Origin of the sequence: Metaplanococcus flavidus (genome assembly GCF_042675885.1) — a bacterium.
In the GTDB taxonomy this organism is placed as follows: Bacteria; Bacillota; Bacilli; order Bacillales_A; family Planococcaceae; genus Planococcus; species Planococcus flavidus.
Map to the genome: position 1 here is coordinate 15,725 of NZ_JBHTKI010000001.1, position 16,480 is coordinate 32,204.

16 protein-coding genes are annotated in these 16,480 nt (G+C 44.8%); 10 read left to right on the plus strand and 6 right to left on the minus strand.

What is annotated here, in order from left to right:
• Nucleotides 1-24: 24 nt before the first annotated feature.
• Nucleotides 25-1,068: a uroporphyrinogen decarboxylase gene (gene hemE, locus ACFQ1X_RS00070; protein ID WP_144841088.1), complete on the minus strand. Its 1,044-nt coding sequence runs from the start codon at nt 1,066-1,068 to the stop codon at nt 25-27.
• Between the two features lie 208 nt (nt 1,069-1,276).
• On the opposite strand from hemE, the gene ACFQ1X_RS00075 reads away from it, so the two are divergent.
• From ACFQ1X_RS00075 to ACFQ1X_RS00085, 3 genes are all read left to right on the plus strand, one after another.
• Complete coding sequence (locus ACFQ1X_RS00075) at nt 1,277-1,786, plus strand: antibiotic biosynthesis monooxygenase family protein (RefSeq protein ID WP_144841087.1); 510 nt, start codon at nt 1,277-1,279, stop codon at nt 1,784-1,786.
• A 58-nt stretch (nt 1,787-1,844) separates the two neighbouring features.
• Nucleotides 1,845-2,843, plus strand: coding sequence for a sodium:calcium antiporter (locus ACFQ1X_RS00080; protein ID WP_144841086.1), 999 nt, complete (start codon nt 1,845-1,847; stop codon nt 2,841-2,843).
• Between the two features lie 205 nt (nt 2,844-3,048).
• Entirely contained in the window at nt 3,049-4,215 is a 1,167-nt protein-coding gene (locus tag ACFQ1X_RS00085; RefSeq protein WP_144841085.1) for an amidohydrolase, read from the plus strand.
• 42 nt (nt 4,216-4,257) lie between these two features.
• Here the strand turns inward: ACFQ1X_RS00085 and ACFQ1X_RS00090 are convergent, their stop codons facing one another.
• Nucleotides 4,258-5,463, minus strand: coding sequence for an ABC transporter permease (locus ACFQ1X_RS00090; protein ID WP_144841084.1), 1,206 nt, complete (start codon nt 5,461-5,463; stop codon nt 4,258-4,260).
• Entirely contained in the window at nt 5,447-6,196 is a 750-nt protein-coding gene (locus ACFQ1X_RS00095) for an ABC transporter ATP-binding protein (protein WP_144841083.1), read from the minus strand. Before ACFQ1X_RS00095 ends, ACFQ1X_RS00090 begins: the two co-directional genes overlap by 17 nt.
• Before the next feature lie 511 nt (nt 6,197-6,707).
• Between ACFQ1X_RS00095 and ACFQ1X_RS00100 the strand changes: the two genes are divergently transcribed.
• The 7 genes from ACFQ1X_RS00100 (at nt 6,708) to ACFQ1X_RS00130 (ending at nt 11,407) form a co-directional block, all read left to right on the plus strand.
• The gene (locus ACFQ1X_RS00100; RefSeq protein ID WP_144841082.1) at nt 6,708-7,139 is read left to right on the plus strand and encodes an HIT family protein; all 432 of its coding nucleotides are present in this window, start codon (nt 6,708-6,710) and stop codon (nt 7,137-7,139) included.
• A gap of 108 nt (nt 7,140-7,247) precedes the next feature.
• Complete coding sequence (locus ACFQ1X_RS00105) at nt 7,248-7,778, plus strand: tryptophan transporter (protein WP_144841081.1); 531 nt, start codon at nt 7,248-7,250, stop codon at nt 7,776-7,778.
• Nucleotides 7,779-7,901: 123 nt separating this feature from the next.
• Entirely contained in the window at nt 7,902-8,348 is a 447-nt protein-coding gene (locus tag ACFQ1X_RS00110) for a YtxH domain-containing protein (RefSeq protein ID WP_144841080.1), read from the plus strand.
• A 140-nt stretch (nt 8,349-8,488) separates the two neighbouring features.
• The gene (locus ACFQ1X_RS00115) at nt 8,489-9,061 is read left to right on the plus strand and encodes an HTH-type transcriptional regulator Hpr (RefSeq protein ID WP_144841079.1); all 573 of its coding nucleotides are present in this window, start codon (nt 8,489-8,491) and stop codon (nt 9,059-9,061) included.
• 93 nt (nt 9,062-9,154) lie between these two features.
• On the plus strand, nt 9,155-9,700 hold the full coding sequence (locus ACFQ1X_RS00120) for a DUF3267 domain-containing protein (protein ID WP_144841078.1): 546 nt from the start codon (nt 9,155-9,157) through the stop codon (nt 9,698-9,700).
• A 59-nt stretch (nt 9,701-9,759) separates the two neighbouring features.
• Entirely contained in the window at nt 9,760-9,945 is a 186-nt protein-coding gene (locus tag ACFQ1X_RS00125) for a hypothetical protein (RefSeq protein ID WP_144841077.1), read from the plus strand.
• Nucleotides 9,946-10,522: 577 nt separating this feature from the next.
• Entirely contained in the window at nt 10,523-11,407 is an 885-nt protein-coding gene (locus ACFQ1X_RS00130) for a peptidylprolyl isomerase (RefSeq protein ID WP_144841076.1), read from the plus strand.
• A 55-nt stretch (nt 11,408-11,462) separates the two neighbouring features.
• On the opposite strand, the gene yhaM is transcribed toward ACFQ1X_RS00130, so the two are convergent.
• From yhaM to ACFQ1X_RS00145, 3 genes are read right to left on the minus strand one after another with little or no spacing between them, the layout of a single operon-like run.
• Nucleotides 11,463-12,401, minus strand: a complete 939-nt coding sequence (gene yhaM / locus ACFQ1X_RS00135) for a 3'-5' exoribonuclease YhaM (protein WP_144841075.1) — start codon at nt 12,399-12,401, stop codon at nt 11,463-11,465.
• Entirely contained in the window at nt 12,398-15,235 is a 2,838-nt protein-coding gene (locus ACFQ1X_RS00140) for an ATP-binding protein (RefSeq protein WP_144841074.1), read from the minus strand. The genes yhaM and ACFQ1X_RS00140 overlap by 4 nt, the downstream gene beginning before the upstream one ends.
• Nucleotides 15,236-15,239: 4 nt before the next feature.
• Nucleotides 15,240-16,457: a metallophosphoesterase family protein gene (locus ACFQ1X_RS00145; RefSeq protein ID WP_144841073.1), complete on the minus strand. Its 1,218-nt coding sequence runs from the start codon at nt 16,455-16,457 to the stop codon at nt 15,240-15,242.
• Nucleotides 16,458-16,480 lie beyond the last annotated feature (23 nt).

Genomic DNA, 16,480 nt, shown 5'->3' on the forward strand with positions numbered 1-16,480 from the left:
TCACCTCTGAATTTTTTTAGTCTGTTATTTTTGAGATTTATAAGCCGCACTGTATTCATGCACAAATGCAGTAAGGCGTTTTAATGTATCAGGATTCACTTCAGGGAAAACCCCGTGGCCCAGGTTAAAGATATAGCCGTCCTGCTGCATGCCCATATCAAGGATATTTTTTGCACGTGCTTCGATTACCGGCCAATCAGCCAGCAGATAAGCGGGATCGAAATTACCCATCAACGATTTCGTCAGCCCCATTTGGCGTGCTTCCGAGATTGGCAGACGCCAATCAAGGCCCACTACATCAACCGGCAAGTCGTGCCATTCTTTCGCCAGATGGCTTGCACCGACTCCAAAAATCGTCAGCGGCACGCCTTCTGTACGCAATTCATTGAAGATGCGGTCCATGACCGGTTTGATGAAAATCCGGTAATCCTCCACATTCAATGCGCCAACCCAAGAGTCGAAAATCTGGATGGCTTTGGCTCCCGCTTTGATTTGGGCTTTTACATATGGAATAATCGTGTCGGCCAATTTATCCATCAATGCAAACCACATTTCAGGCTGTGAAACCATCATCGCTTTCGTTTTGTTATAGCTTTTTGATGGTCCGCCTTCGATCATATAGCTGGCAAGTGTGAAAGGAGCACCGGAGAAACCGATCAGCGGCACGTCCAATTGTTCTTCAGTCAATAATTTGATGGTCTTCAATACATAGTCGACATCCTGCTCAGGATTGATTTCACCAAGTCGGCTGATATCTGCCATTGTGCGAATCGGGTTATCAATTACCGGACCGATACCGGCTTTGATTTCCACGTCCACTCCGATTGCCGGCAGCGGGGTTACGATATCTTTATAAAGAATCGCAGCATCGACATTGTATTGGTCAACCGGCAATTTTGTGACATAAGCACAAAGCTCCGGCTGATGCGTAATCTCTTCCAGTGAGTATTTTTCTTTGATCTTGCGGTATTCCGGCTGTGAACGGCCAGCCTGCCTCATAAACCATACAGGCACATGATCCGTTTTTTCTCCTCTTGTTGCCTTCAGGTAAGTATCGTTAAAAGCCATAAAAAAAACATCCCTTCCAAATGTATCATCCACTGCATATCGTTCTTATATCCGTATATACTATAGACGCTCTGTTTTCCATTGTATAGATTGTACAAACAAATGTCATAAAATAGCCCCTTCTGACTTCACCAGTTCGACAAAGAAGTTTGCTGTTATTTTCTTTGGGGAAAGTTATACTGTATTTATATATATGGGAGGGATTATAATGAATCTATTCATGACAACGGGAACTTATGAGTATATGAAAAATATGCGAGACAAGCATCCCCAGGAAAATATGGTGGTCATGCAGGGCGAAGACACTACATTAATCCTGCACGAAACAGAGGGCAAAAGCATTTTCCAGACACCGCGACGCTATGAAGTGGTAGATGGCACAGGGGAATTCAAAGAAAAAGGATTTTTTGTTTTTAATAATATTCCTGTAACCGAAGAAGGCCGCCCAATTTTTGAACATCGCTTCAAAAATCGTGCAGGTGCAATTGAAAATGAGCCGGGCTATGTCGCTTTCCGCGTCCTGCGTCCGCTGGATTCCGACACTTATGTTGTATTGACTGAGTGGGAATCGCCTGTCTATTTCGAAAAATGGAAAGAATCGCAGGCATTTTCAAAAGCGCATTCAAAACCTGAAGGTGCCCCGCAGTCGAAACCGGTAAATATTTTCTCGGGATCTTCGTATGTCACTACTTATCAAGCAAAACCAGAAGATGAATGATCGACAGGCTCCGCTTACTGCGGGGCAAAGTACATAATTGGAACAGGAGGAAAATTAATTGGTTTTTGTTTATTTTTTAATAGCCGGCATCATCACCGTCTATGCTTCGATTAAATTATCGCAGTATGCAGATGTCATCAGTGAAAAAACAGCAATGGGCGGCATGATGGTCGGTACCTTGCTATTGGCCGGGGCAACTTCCCTGCCGGAAGTTTCAACGAGTTTTTCTGCTGCGGTCATCGGCAACGCCGATATCGCAGTCGGCAACATGATCGGATCCAACCTTTTCAACTTATTCATCCTGGCAGGGTTTGATTTCCTGCTGCGTAAGCGCCGTATTTTGGACCGCGCTTCACGAAACAACATCTATACTGCCCTTTTGGGTATCCTGTTAACCGTATTGGTCATTATGGCGCTTTGGTTGCGAATCGACACACAGATTCTTGGTGTCGGCGTTGATGCCCTGATTATCGCAATCACTTATATTGTCGGTATGGTACTCATCAATAAATTGCCTTCACTCGACCCTGCAGCAGAAGCGGCAGCTGAAGAAGAGGAAGAGCCGGACAACCCGAGTTCGGTCCTTTCACCAAAAGGCGCGATTGTCCGCTTTATCATTGCGGCACTTGTCATTCTCGGTGCCGGAACAGCATTATCAGTCACGGGTGATCAGATTGCCATCATTACCGGCATCGGTTCCAGTTTTATCGGCAGTTTCCTGATTGCAGCCGCAACTTCACTGCCGGAAGCGATTGCTGTATTTGTGGCATTGCGCCTCAATAATGTCAATATGGCTGTCGGCGCGATTCTCGGATCGAATATCTTCAACATGATCATCCTTGCTTTGTCTGACCCTGTTTACAGAGAAGGCAGTTTAATTGCCGCTGCAACACCGGGCGCAACGATGATCATCGCATCCGGGGTTTTCATCATGTCCCTATTGGCGTTGTATTCACTGATCAGAAAAAACAGTGCAACCGTCATGACTTATGCACTGCCATCACTTATCATTGTCATCATCTACTTTGTAGCATCTTATATGAACTTTACGTATTAAGAGAAAAGCGAAAGCGCCCGTTAAGCTCTGAAAGGCATAAGACGATTTGGCGAAGCGGCGTGTTTTCAGCCGCACAGCCAAAGTGGCTTATGACCCGAAGAGCTGGGCCGCTGGAGTCTGGACAAAAAAAGAGAGCGAACTTCGCTCTCTTTTTTTATGTTATTATTTACTGAATAGTACATATTTTCGAGGAGGTATTTTATTGGTGATTGAGAAATTATACGCGGAACTTGATACGGCTTACCCTGAGATGGTGGATATTCGCAGACATTTGCATATGCATCCCGAGGTTTCATTCAATGAAATAAAAACTGCCCATTACATCCGGCATTATTACGAACAATTGGGTATTGAAGTCCGGCATAAAGTCGGAGGAAATGGTGTCATCGCGACCATCCACGGTGCAAAACCTGGAAAAACAATTGCTTTGCGGGCTGATTTTGACGCGTTGCCGATTCAGGATCAGAAGGATGTTCCTTATAAATCCCGGAATCCGGATGTGATGCACGCCTGTGGGCATGACGGCCATACCGCCACACTTCTTGTGCTGGGCAAAATCCTTCACAGCCTGAGAAATGAACTTGAAGGAACTTATGTTTTGATTCATCAGCATGCGGAAGAGCTGGTGCCAGGCGGAGCAAAGGCGATGATCAAAGAAGGCGCACTTGACGGTGTCGATAAGATTTTCGGTACGCATTTATGGTCGATGACTCCTCTTGGGCAAATCGATTATCGCGTCGGCCCAATTATCGCTGCTGCCGACAGCTTCACTTTAAAAATTCAAGGTCGTGGCGGCCACGGCGCCATGCCGCATAACACGAGAGATGCTATCGTTCTCGGCTCTCAAATTGTGATGAATCTTCAGCAATTGGTGTCGCGTCGTGTCGATCCGCTGGAGTCTGCCGTGTTATCTGTCGGTTCTTTTGTGGCTGAAAATCCCTTTAACATCATTGCCGACCAAGCCGTTTTAAAAGGGACAATCCGTACATTCAATGAAGACATCCGAGATCTCATGGAAGAAGAGATGGAGCGCGTCATCAACGGCAATTGCCTGGCAGCGGGCTGTACTTATGAATTCACCTATAACCGGGGCTATCCTCCACTCGTCAACCATGAAGAAGAAACTTTGTTCTTAAAAGAAATTGCTGAACAGGTGCCTGGCGTCAAAACATTGTATAATGCTCCGCCGTTAATGATAGGCGAAGATTTTGCCTATTATCTTGAAAAGGTGCCCGGAACGTTTTTCCTGACCGGCGCCATGCCTGACGGAGAAGTTTATCCACACCACCATCCGAAATTCGATTTCAAGGAAAAAGCAATGCTCATTGCCGCCAAAACACTTGGCAGTGCAGCGATAAATGCTCATAATTAATTCCAAAAATCCCGCTCCCTGAAGAATCAGGAGCGGGATTTTTCATTGCTGTTTCTTATTTTTCGCAAAAGTGGTCGTGGCCAATGAAACTCCCAGGATTATGGCAAAAACGATGCCGGCTGTACCATATGCCTCTTTAAACAACAGGACAGCGGCGGCCAACAGGGATTGGATCAGCTGTAAAATTCCAATAAGTTTCCAAACTGCCTGCCCCCGGGTGAAATCAGATAACGGAAAAAGATTATCCATACGGAAATGCTGAGTCTGGTTTAAGCCTTGCCATAGCTGGATAGCTGTAGCGAAAGCGAGAGCAGCCGCAAAGATTGCCGCGGCAATCGGGAAAGGAATCAACCATGCACCAGCCATCGTCAGCAGCGTCAGCCGCACCCATAGATAAAACAATTCATCAGAGCAGATGAACGTCCGCCACACCAGGTAATAATGGGCATCTTTAGGCTGCGTTCCGATAATTTTATAAACCCAGTTAAGCCAGCGGCGTGGCTTAATCTTTCCTTTAATCTGAGGGACATCAGTGAAATAATTCGCAAACTGGTAAAAGCGAAGCATGCGATTTTCTTCCAACCGAACAAAATGTTCATAAGGAAACGGAAGATCCGCCGACCGGTTTTGCGCCCATTTACCATAACCAATCATTGCCAGCAGGAATACAGCGGCGAGTAAAATCACTTCGTCTACATAAAAATATGTAAAAGCCCCTGTCAAAACAAAACGGACGATTCGATCCAACCAGGATTTATTGCCTGCAAAAGCTTTCCTGATAGAAAATTCTGTCTGTATGTTCCACCATTTGATGATCAGCAGGAGCAAAGGAAAACCGACCAGGTAGGAAGTTTGCAACCCATAGAGGGCGTTGACCATCGGCAAGGATACGATAAATGCGATGATCGGAATGTAGAGCTGCGATAAGAATGACCATCTGAGCGCAGGTTTCAAGAACTCGTCCAGTTTGCTTTCAAGCGGCAAAAAATAGACCATATCCGCTTCTTTCAATAATGTCGATGGCGGACTATAGGCGAGCATTACACCAAAAATCAAAGCCAGCAGCCAAGCCGCCGGAAAATCCTGCGGGACATTCTGCACCCAATCGCTGTAAGCGTAGCCAGCTGCACCAAGAGCAAACAGTAAAACCACGGCAATATGTCCTGTGAAAATATATTTTAAATAATTCTGGACTTCAATGGTGTAGCTATGAAGTCGCTTTGACCAGACATCATGCAGGTTCTTCATTATCATCATCCTCGGTCATCGCGATGTAAAGGTCGTCCAATGTAGCGTCAGGCATGCCGAATTCCATTCGAAGATCGTCCATTGTGCCAATCGCACGCACCCGCCCGTTATGCAACAGGATTATCCGGTCACAGTATTTCTCAGCAGTGGCAAGGATATGGGTGGACATGAGCACCGATGCCCCCTGCCTCTTCTGCTCTTCCATTTGATCCAGCAGCGATTTAATGCCGAGCGGATCCAAGCCGACAAATGGTTCGTCAATAATATAGAGCGCCGGGTTCACGAGAAAAGCGCTCATGATCATCACTTTTTGGCGCATCCCTTTTGAAAAATGGGATGGAAACCATCTCAGCCTCTTTTCCATTCTGAATTCCTTCAATAATTCCGCAGAACGTTTTTCAAATATATCCTGCTCAAGCCCATAAGCCATGGCCGTCAACTCCAAATGTTCCCGCAAAGTCAACTCCTCATATAGGACTGGCGTTTCCGGAATATAGGAAAAAGAAGTTCGATAGGCATCCATATCTTCCTGAAAGCTTTTGCCATTCAATTTAATAGTTCCTGACTTAGCTTGCATGATGCCGATAATATGTTTGATGGTGGTACTTTTGCCGGCGCCGTTCAAGCCGATCAACCCAACAAGCTCCCCTTTGCCGATTGTAAAACTGACATCTTTCAATACCGGTTTCCGGGTATATCCCCCTGTTAACGATTCCACTTCCAAAACAGCCAATTCCAACACCTCTTTCTTACAATAAAATTAGTTGAATTAAATAATCAAATATATAACGCTTCGGCGCTTTGGACAGTGCCAAGACTATGCTCCTGCGCAAGCTCGTCGCAAAGGAGGTGCCATCTTCGTATGGCACACCTTGCCTCCCGCAATAAGCCGAGAAGATTACTCGTCTTACTGCTCCGGTCGGCATTCGCCTGCTCCTGAGCCGCGCCTTTGCTAGGGAAGTGATTTTAGCTGAGAGAGATCAGAGATATGGAGCAAAACAGCGAAGTGTTGGCCGAAGGTAGTTCGGCCGACGCTTTGCGACGAAGCAGCGCAGCGATGCAGGAGCACGTGTTTTGAATTTATTCGATTCGAGCCCCCAGGCAAGCGAAGCTGTTTTGCGGAATATCGGTTACTATAGATTATTAGCTCAACTTGCTATAGCCATTGTATCAAAATCTGCGGGTGATTTCTTTTCCTTAATGTGAAATATGATAGACTGAAGAAAATGGAAAGGGTGTTGTATATGACGAATTGCATTTTCTGCAAAATCATTTCAGGTGAAATTCCAAGCGTTAAAATTTATGAAGATGAACATGTCTTCGCTTTCATGGATATTATGCCTTTGTCGAAAGGGCATACCCTGCTCATCCCGAAAACGCACCGCGAATCAGTCTATGATCTTCAAGAAGATGAAGCAGCGCAGCTTTTCAGCGTTGTACCGAAAATCGCTTCCGCTATCAACGAGACATTCAATCCGGAAGGCTTAAACCTGCTCAATAATAATGGCACAAAAGCCGGACAGAGCGTTTTTCATTTCCACCTGCACTTCATCCCCCGCTACGGCGAATCGGATGGCTTCGGAGCGAAATGGATCACCAAAGAAAAAGAATATACGACAGAGCGGATTCAGGAACTGGCTGAGGAAGTTAAAACTAAATTAGCCTCCAAAGCTTGATTTACTTCCAAAGAACAGATAGAATCAGAAATAAGTTTTTCGCTTGCGGTCATGAGGACACGCCGGGAAGAGCTTAAAATATAGCCTTGAGCTGAGGAGAGATGAGAAATGAATACGAAAAACCTTGTACTTATGGCGCTGCTGGTCAGCGTTGGGGCGGCATTATATGTGGTCATCCCAGGAATTAACGGCGGTATGAAGCCGGACTTTATGCTGACGATGATGTTTGTCGGTATCCTGCTTTTCCCTAATGCAAAATCGACATTTTTACTGGCAGTTACGACGGGGGTTATTTCCGGATTGTTTTCAACATTCCCTGGAGGATTTTTCCCGAATATCATTGATAAATTTATCACGGCTTTCGTCTTTTTGGCGTTTGTCTATGTTTTGAAAAAAGTGGCATCGAAATTGCCGGTCGCCATTGCATTATGTGCAGGCGGCACTGTTCTTTCAGGCTCGATTTTTCTGTCAGCCGCAATTTTCGTAATCGGCGCGGAAATTCCATTTACTCTGCTTTTCACTACAGTTGTATTGCCGGCTACGATTTTTAATGGGATCGCATTTGGCTTGATCTACCCGATTGTGGTCAAATTGGTGAAACGATCCAACTTTGAAACCGCTGTTACCCCGGCGATCTAAAAAAGCTTTTCAGCATATTATTTGCTGAAAAGCTTTTTTTCTTTGAATAGCAATTCAGTTTTATGTTTTAATTAAGTTAAATAGAGGAAAAGACCTTTATAGGACGAAAGGGGCGCATTATTTATGAAAGCATCGAATTTTTTTGTAGGGCTTGCGACAGGGCTCGCTGCCGGAACAGCTGCTACCTTGTTTTCCACGCCAAAATCTGGTGAAGAACTTCGGACTTCTGTCAAAACGGCTTCCACAGACTGGAAGGAAAAGTTGGCAGATGTAAAAGTACAGGTCAATCAATTAAAAGAATCTGTAAATACCTTGAAAATCGAAGCAAAAACAAATGTACCAGAAGCGATGGCGGGATTAAAAAAATCCATGGCCGAATGGCAGGAAGGCACTGCACCAGCCAAAGAACATCTTCAGCTGGAAATAATGGCCATCCAGAATGCAATTGAAGAATTGCAAAAATCCATCAGTAAAGATAAAAAAGATGATGATGAAGACGATAAAAAGTACGTGAAAAACCAAAAAAATGATGATTATTCATCAGAAGATGATAAAAAAGTTTCACAATAAGTCCATTTTCATCCCATAAGAGATAAAAAACTGCCATTTGGCAGTTTTTTTAATAAGTTTTTTTACTATTCGGACTTTTAATCACTTTACTTTATTGCTATAATTAAGAAAATCTCAAATTATGGGAAGAAGGTGCTTTTGTGGAGGAACGTGAATACACGATGAAAGAAGCGATGATGTTTAGCCAGCGAATCGGACAATTATCTAAAGCCTTATGGAAAGCGGTCGAAAAAGATTGGCAGTTGTGGATCAAACCTTATGATTTGAATATCAATGAACATCACATTCTGTGGATTGCTTATCATTTGAAAGGCGCATCCATTTCAGATGTGGCGAAGTTCGGGGTCATGCATGTTTCCACAGCCTTCAACTTTTCCAAAAAGCTCGAAGAACGTGAACTTTTATCGTTTTCCAAGCGGGATACTGACAAGCGCAACACGTATATCGAACTTTCGGAAAAAGGCCAGAACTTGATGCAGGAAATGATTGAACGGTATAACGAAACACCTCATTCTATCATAGACGGCTCTTTAAAACTGCGTGAGCTTTATGGTAAATTCCCAGAATTCCTGGATGTCATGGCCGTTATTCGGAGCATATACGGGGATGACTTTATGGAAATTTTCGAGGCTTCCTTCAAAAATATCGAATCCAAATTCGATGAAGAGAACCATATCGTTGAGACTGCCAAAAAGAATGAAAACGTTGTCTGAAATATTGTTATAAATAGGGTTGCATTTCTCTAACAATCATTGTATTGTATGTATCGACTCAACAGAGAATACCGTCATGTGGGGGATACTACAATGCATTGCTGGAAAACGATAAATGTAAAAAAAGAATATGGCTCCAATCGTCTTTTCACGTTAGCAGTAATTGCCGGAATGGGTGTTTTTACGACGTTTTATGTTTTCTTGACATTCATTTATACAGCGCCTCTTTCCGACCGCCATTTTTTGTATTTCATATTGGCGATAGTGGCAGTTTATCCGCTCCATAAAATATTCCATTTCATCCCACTGATGGGCAGCCGGAAATGCCTCAAGTTTATTCTGCGGAAACAATTGGGCATGATTCCGGGAATGACACTGCACATCAAAGAACCGGTGGCCAAGACTAAATTTCTTCTTGCATTGCTTTCGCCTTTTATTTTGATGAATTCCGTGATCCTATTGCTGAGTGCCCTCTTCCCTGCCTATATCCATTATTTCGCCATTTTGCTGGCATATCATTGCAGCCTCTGCCTTACGGATTTGATTTATATCCGCCACATCCTTCGCACGCCGAAGCATGCGCTGATAGAAGAAACAGATACCGGTTTTGAAATACTGGTTCCTGAGGCAATCAGTTAATCCTGTATTTTCCTGCCGGATTTGTTATACTTGAACCTGAGGCAGAGGGGAGGAAATCCATGATTATCGCATTAGTTGTTATGTTCTCAGTGTTTTACCTATTCCAAATCAATCGAATGACTTTGGCATTGGTGACATCACGGGAAATTCCAGAAGAAAATCACGAAAAAATATTCCGCACCATTAATATATTGATTACGATTCTATTAGTATCACTTTATGTAGGCGTAGAATTTACCCCATAAGTCTGCTTGCCTTTTGGCAGGCAGCTTTTTTTTCTGTATTTTATTATTTAATATATGCTGATTAAATAAACCTACAATAGTCGATATTCCGCAAAACAGCTTCGAAGACATTAGCCGAAGCATGCGAGGCTAAGTCTTTGCGACGAAGCAGCGCAGCGATGCAGGAGCACCTTAACGGACACGCACTTCGTCGAAACGACGTTGGAAAGCCAACGCCGTTTCTGCTCCCCTGGGCGTCTTCGCTGTTTTGCTCCATATCTTAGAAACTCTCTTCACCAAAGTTAATCACCCAGCGCCGGCGCGGTACAGGAGCAGGCGAATGCCGACGGAGCAAAAGACGAGTGGTTTTCTCGGCTTATTGCGGGAGCTAAGGTGCGCCAAACGAAGATGGCGCCTCCTTTGCGACTAGCATTGCGCAGGAGCATTGCGCAGGAGCATAATCTTTGCACTGTCCAAAGCGCCGAAGCGATATTTGACTTACAACCTTTAATTCACCATCAGAAGAAACTTTTTTAATTTTTAAACGTTTATGGTATAGTAACTACGGCAACCAGAATGTAAGATAGGAGCGGAAACTATGAAAAAATCAGTATTAACATTTACATTAGCGGCATCTGTACTGGCATTGGCAGCTTGCAGCGATGACAATGCAGACAGCACTGTAATTGTATCTTCGGATGTTGGGGATATTACAAAAGAGGATTTATATGAAGAAATGAAAACTTCAATCGGCGGACAGGCGATCCAGATCCTGATGATCGAAAAGGTCCTTTCTGAAGAATACGAAGTAACTGAAGAAGAAGTCCAAGCAGAAATTGAAAGTTCAAAAGAAGATCTTGGCGAAAACTATGAACAATTCCTCACGCAAAATAATCAGACAGAAGAAAGCTACGAAAAAGTAGTCCGTTTGAATTTATTGCAGGAAAAAGCTTTGTCGGATGGTGTCGAAGTGACTGACGAAGAGATCCAGGCTGAATATGAACGCCAAACTACAGAAATTAACGCAAGTCATATATTGGTTGCCGATGCAGAAACTGCGGCAACAGTTAAAGAAGAACTGGATAACGGTGCTGATTTCGCTGAAATGGCACAAGAGTATTCCACAGATGGATCTGCTTCTGAAGGCGGAGATCTTGGCTGGTTCGGACTCGGTGCGATGGTACCTGAATTTGAAGAAGCTGCCTTTAATTTAGAGGCGGATGAAATCAGCGAACCGGTTCAATCACAATTCGGCTTCCACATCATTAAAGTGTCGGACAAACGTGAAATTGAAGACGCTGAGCCTCTTGAAGGCCAGGAAGAAGATATCCGCAGTGACCTGGTTACGCAAAATGCCGATCCGGCTACGTTGCTTCCGAAAATTGCAGCATTGATGGAAGAAGCAAATGTTGAGATCGAGGATGAAGAATTAGAAGGCGCTCTTGATGAAATCATGAACGCAAGCGCTCCTGCTAAAGAGTAAAAGTAAATAAATTAACACACAAACCCCCATTTCCTTTGAAATGGGGGTTTGTGCGTTAAATTTTTGGATTGTAGAAAGAACGGTTTTCCAATGGGAAAAGCCTTTCGGAAAATTCGCCGGGCTTTGTTTTTTCAAGTGCCCGGTCGAGCATCATCATTTTGGCGTCGATGTTATCAATATAATGAAGCATTTCCGCTTCTTTGATCATTGGCCGTTTCGGGCTTCCCCATTCTTCCTTGCCGTGATGCGACAGCACCATGTGCTGAAGAAGCATCACTTCTTCTCCTTCGATTTCGAGTTCATCAGCTGTTTTCGAAATTTCGTTCACCATGATTGAGATATGCCCCAATAGGTTGCCCTCCACTGTATAAGTGGTTGCAATCGGTCCGGATAGTTCGAACACTTTCCCAATATCATGCAGAATGATTCCTGCATACAGCAAATCTTTGTTCAGTGACGGGTAGATGCCCAGCAAAGCTTTACCCAATCGCAGCATCGACACGACATGATCCGCAAGACCGGATACATAATCATGATGATTGCGCGTCGCTGCCGGGAATGTAAGGACGCTTTGCTGATGTTTTTTCAGAATATGGCGTGTAATCCGCTGGATTTGTGGATTCTCCATCTCGAACAGATATTGCATGATTTCTTCAAATAATTCTTCTGTACTTTTATCAGAAGCCGGCAGCAAATCACCGATCGACTGGTTTTCTTCCGGTTTTGCAGGTCGTATGCTTTTGATGCGCAATTGATTTTTTCCGCGGTAATTATGGATTTCCCCACCTACGCGGACAATGGTTTCCGCTGCAAACAATTTTTCATGTTCATCTTTTGTGTCCCATAACTTCGCTTCGATGTCCCCGCTTTTATCCTGCAGAACCAATGACATGAAAGGATTTCCGGTAGTAGTGACTCCTTTGACCGATTGTTTGATCAGCAGAAATTCATCTATTGTTTCTCCAACCGCGCGTTGGGTGATTCCTTTTTTCATAAATACACACTCCTTCCAGTGTTGGCCACGTCGATCACTTGTGCTGAAGACCATGCCTCGCACATTTCTTCGTGGCAAGTGAAATAAATGAACTGATGATCCTTTTGCAGCTCTTTTATCAAGTTTATCACTTGCTGCAGCCGCAGGCGATCAAAATGGACAAATGGATCATCCATGATGATCGGGTATGGATGGCTCTTCTGCATCGACACCGCCAGACTGAGACGCAGTGCCAAATATGCCTGCTCTTTTGTCGCCTGGCTCAGTTCGGCGATATGGAATCGCATTCCGTCGGTTCTGATTGCCTCAAAATGGCCATCCGGATGAATTTCCATCTCAGAGTATGTTCCACCGGTCAAGCGCTGGAAGAATTCACAGGCTTTCGTAAGAACAGCAGGCAGTGATTTCTCCTTCAAATCAGCCATTGTGCTTCGAATCGCTTCAATTATCGCTTTATTGATCGACCAACGCTGAGCCAGTTCATTGAATTCCGCCTTTTTCACTTCAAAATTCTGAAGTTTGCTTTCATATGCTTCGTCGGTCAGCAAATGAGTTACGCGCTGCTGCAGCTCCGCCCTTTCATTGACAAGCACATTGCGCTTCTTTTTCAATTGTGAGAGTTCGTTCTCCAAATCCAATATGCGCTTTTCAACAGAATAATCCGGCTCTGCCGCTGCCTCTCGATCAGCACCGATCGCTGACAATTGGCTGGAAATAAGCTCCATTTCCTGTTGCAGTTCCTTTTTGCGGAGCCAATCAAGATGGCATTGATAGAACTCTTCAACATTTTCGGTGCTACTTTCCTCCAGTAATTTCTGCTTTTCGGCTTCCATTTCTTTCAGAATAATGGATTGCTGCTGCTTGTCATCAGTTAAGGTTTGTCTTTTTTCGGCTATTTTTCTATTTCCCTCTTTAAGTTCATCCAATTTTTTCCCGGTTAATCGCAAATTTGTAAATAGATCTGCCGATTGTACATATTGACCGGTTACAGCTGCCGTTTTTTCAAGCCATCCGGTTTCTTCCTCCTGCGCCTGTTTCAGGGACTCTCCGTTTCGCTTCAGTTTGGCTTGGATTTCCTGCACTTTCCGGATCGTCTTGAATAACTCAATGACTGTAGACTTGCTCGCGGAAGTTGAGATGCCCATTTGTTGGAGATAAGCGTCCAACTCTTTTTTCGCAGGTTTTTCATTCACTTCAGTTTTCAGCTCTTCGATTTTTTTGTCGGTTCTGGAGATTATGCGGAGCGTATCCTCAATTTTACGGTTATGCTCAGCCACTTTATGCATAAGCGTCTCCATTTCTGTTTCCCGTCCGGCATACCGCTTGATGACATCGTCCACCTCTTCAGATGAACCTGGTTTTCTGCGGGCTTTCAACAGCATCCAGACCCCTGCTGACGCCGCGGCAGAAGCCAGAATGCCAATCAACATGTCTTCACGCACAACGCCTGCGAGCACGCCTGCAGCGCCAATTGCTATAAGAATATAGGACAGGAGCTGATTTCCAGTCTCATTGCCCATTCGCTGCAACGCTTTGGCTTCAGCGAGCTTGACCGATACTTCAGGCCATTTGGCCGCAATGTCCAGTTGCTCTTCCGTAGGGGCTGCGCTTTCAAGATAGGACATCTCCTTTTCAGCTTCAATCAGCTTCTTCTGTTCATCCTGCAGCTCGCGGTCACGGAAGCGCCCGTTTTCTTCTTCTTTATTTGCTGACTCCGCCAAGTTTAAAAGCTTTTCTTCATTGACCAATGAGACGTCAAACTCCAGTGCCTCGCTAATGTCCATGCCGATCAGCCCAAGATGACGAACTAGGTCTTCCTCCAACTCTTCCGTCTCATTTTGCAGATTTTGATAATTGGATTGGAACCGGTGCCATTCTGTTTCTTTTTCGAGCAATTCCTGTATTCCGTTTCCCGAATCGTCAATTGCTTTAATGTCAGGCAGAGCAGTCAACTCATTTTCCAAATGTTTCGTTCTGGCGGCACCCTCTGATATCCGTTCCATCAACTTGTCCATTCTGCGGCTGCCGTCAGCAGGAAAAGAATCAACGGCAATCCCTCTCAGCTGCTCTTCCAACCTCTTTCTCTTTTGAACCAATGGCGCGGCCTGTTGCAGCTTTGCTGCTCCCTTCAATGCTTTGGAAATATTTTCTTCCCGGTCAGCCAGTTCGTCAATCTGACTCTTCACTTCATCAAGTTGTGCAAGAAAAGGGCCATACATATCCGCCTCTTCCCTGAACTCCTTTAATTCTTTTTCGTCATTCCTCAGTTCTTCAATCAGCCCATTCAGTTGCGGATTGCGTCCCCCTTTTTTAAAAAGGCTCCCCATATCCTTTTCAAGTTCTGCCTCCAGCTGGGTTATCGCATCGACGCCGGTGGTTCCCGAAGCGAGCAGGGTGCGGCTCAACTGCTCTTCAGTCATCCTATCGAGTCCCTGTAATTCATGGATGGAAAATGAAAAAATAGCCTCAAATGAAGCACGGTCATAATCACGCAGAATTTTTTTCAAATCCATTTCCGCCCCTCGCTTACCGTCTTCGAAATAGACAGTAACATCACCAGCGGCTTTTCCTTTTATCCGTTCAATGACCAACTGCCCGTACTGTTCATCCACCAGTTGAAGCTGGCCGCCGTATTTCCCTCCGCCTTTTGGTTCGTAACGGCTTCCTGAATGATTCCGTGAAGGGAAGCCAAAAAGGATTTGAATGATGAATTGCTGGATGGTCGTCTTCCCGGCTTCATTATTGCCATAGAAAACCGCTAATTCTTCATTGAGGTCAATAGCGAGATTTTCATGCTTGCCGAAACCGTAAATAGTCAATTTCTCAATTCTCATCCGGCTATTCCCCCGCTCTCATGGCTTTATGGATTTTCGGGATTGCTGCTGCAGCAATTTCTTCTATCGAATCGTTTGTAAGAGGTTCCAGATACCTGCTTGCTTTCGGATGCTGATAAAGATCTTTCAGCGCCCTTTTCCATTCGGTTTGATTCCATTCCGAAATTTCAGTGGAGATTTTTTCTCCAATCGCTGATACGCGTGTTTCGCTGTAAGCATCTTCCATGACTATGCCGCTGATCCAGGCTTCCGCCGTACTCGAATCAATCGCCTCCTGGATTGCTTCCAATAACGCAGCTTCGGAAACATCTTCCAAAAGTTGGGATGATTGTTCATCGAGGTCATTTAAATGAAGAACAGCAATGACAGCATCGTTTTCAGTCGTGTAATTTGCCGCTGCCTCCACACTGGCGTCGATCAATTCATTCATGTGGATAATGCCTTTGCAGGAAACGTAAAGGGAATCAAAGCATACGGCTGAGCTGCGAATAAACTCCATGTGTGTCTCCGAATTTTCCAAACGCACATCGTAAAATCCTTTTGCCCCCGATTCTTTCCGGTGCCTGCCCTGTATATTTCCAGGGTAGACGATGCAGGGGTCGTGATGGAGGATCTGCCGCAGATGAATATGGCCGAGCGCCCAATAATGATAATTCTTGCTGAGCAATTGTTCCTTTTTAAAAGGCGCATAAACGGCATGGCTGGAATCACCGTCCATGCTGCCGTGCAGCATTCCGATATGATAGGCAGATGCGTCTTCCGCAGAAGGAAATTCAGTAATTCTCGCCTCTTTTATATGGCGTTCACCGTAACTGAAACCTGTCACTGTAACCGTTTTGTCGGAAACTGGAAAGCTGTGGCTCGTTACTTTGTCATCAAAGATATGGACGTTGTCCGGCAATTCAAAACGCGTCCAGGAACCTCCGAGATGATCGTGATTGCCGTGGCTGATAATTACTGGAATACCGGCCAGGTTAAGACGCTCCATTCCCTGCTGGAATTTATATTGAGCGCGAAGCGTCCGATCTTCCCCGTCATATATATCTCCAGCGATCAATATAAAATCCGGTTCCTCCCGGACTGCATAGTCAATCAATGTGTCAAACGCCTGGTAAATGGTGTCGGCAAACTTTTTCCGCTGTGCGGCTGCCAGTCCGGATATGCCGGTAAACGGGCTTCCCAAATGTAAATCTGCTGTATGTATGAAACGTATCGGCGCCATTCTTCAACCTCTTCTCTGAAAGC

Coding starts and splice junctions, on each gene's coding strand:
- hemE (WP_144841088.1), bottom strand. CDS start 1,068: ATGGCTTTTAACGATACTTACCTGAAGGCAACAAGAGGAGAAAAAACG.
- ACFQ1X_RS00075 (WP_144841087.1), top strand. CDS start 1,277: ATGAATCTATTCATGACAACGGGAACTTATGAGTATATGAAAAATATG.
- ACFQ1X_RS00090 (WP_144841084.1), bottom strand. CDS start 5,463: ATGAAGAACCTGCATGATGTCTGGTCAAAGCGACTTCATAGCTACACC.
- ACFQ1X_RS00100 (WP_144841082.1), top strand. CDS start 6,708: ATGACGAATTGCATTTTCTGCAAAATCATTTCAGGTGAAATTCCAAGC.
- ACFQ1X_RS00105 (WP_144841081.1), top strand. CDS start 7,248: ATGAATACGAAAAACCTTGTACTTATGGCGCTGCTGGTCAGCGTTGGG.
- ACFQ1X_RS00110 (WP_144841080.1), top strand. CDS start 7,902: ATGAAAGCATCGAATTTTTTTGTAGGGCTTGCGACAGGGCTCGCTGCC.
- ACFQ1X_RS00120 (WP_144841078.1), top strand. CDS start 9,155: ATGCATTGCTGGAAAACGATAAATGTAAAAAAAGAATATGGCTCCAAT.
- ACFQ1X_RS00125 (WP_144841077.1), top strand. CDS start 9,760: ATGATTATCGCATTAGTTGTTATGTTCTCAGTGTTTTACCTATTCCAA.
- ACFQ1X_RS00130 (WP_144841076.1), top strand. CDS start 10,523: ATGAAAAAATCAGTATTAACATTTACATTAGCGGCATCTGTACTGGCA.
- yhaM (WP_144841075.1), bottom strand. CDS start 12,401: ATGAAAAAAGGAATCACCCAACGCGCGGTTGGAGAAACAATAGATGAA.
- ACFQ1X_RS00140 (WP_144841074.1), bottom strand. CDS start 15,235: ATGAGAATTGAGAAATTGACTATTTACGGTTTCGGCAAGCATGAAAAT.
- ACFQ1X_RS00145 (WP_144841073.1), bottom strand. CDS start 16,457: ATGGCGCCGATACGTTTCATACATACAGCAGATTTACATTTGGGAAGC.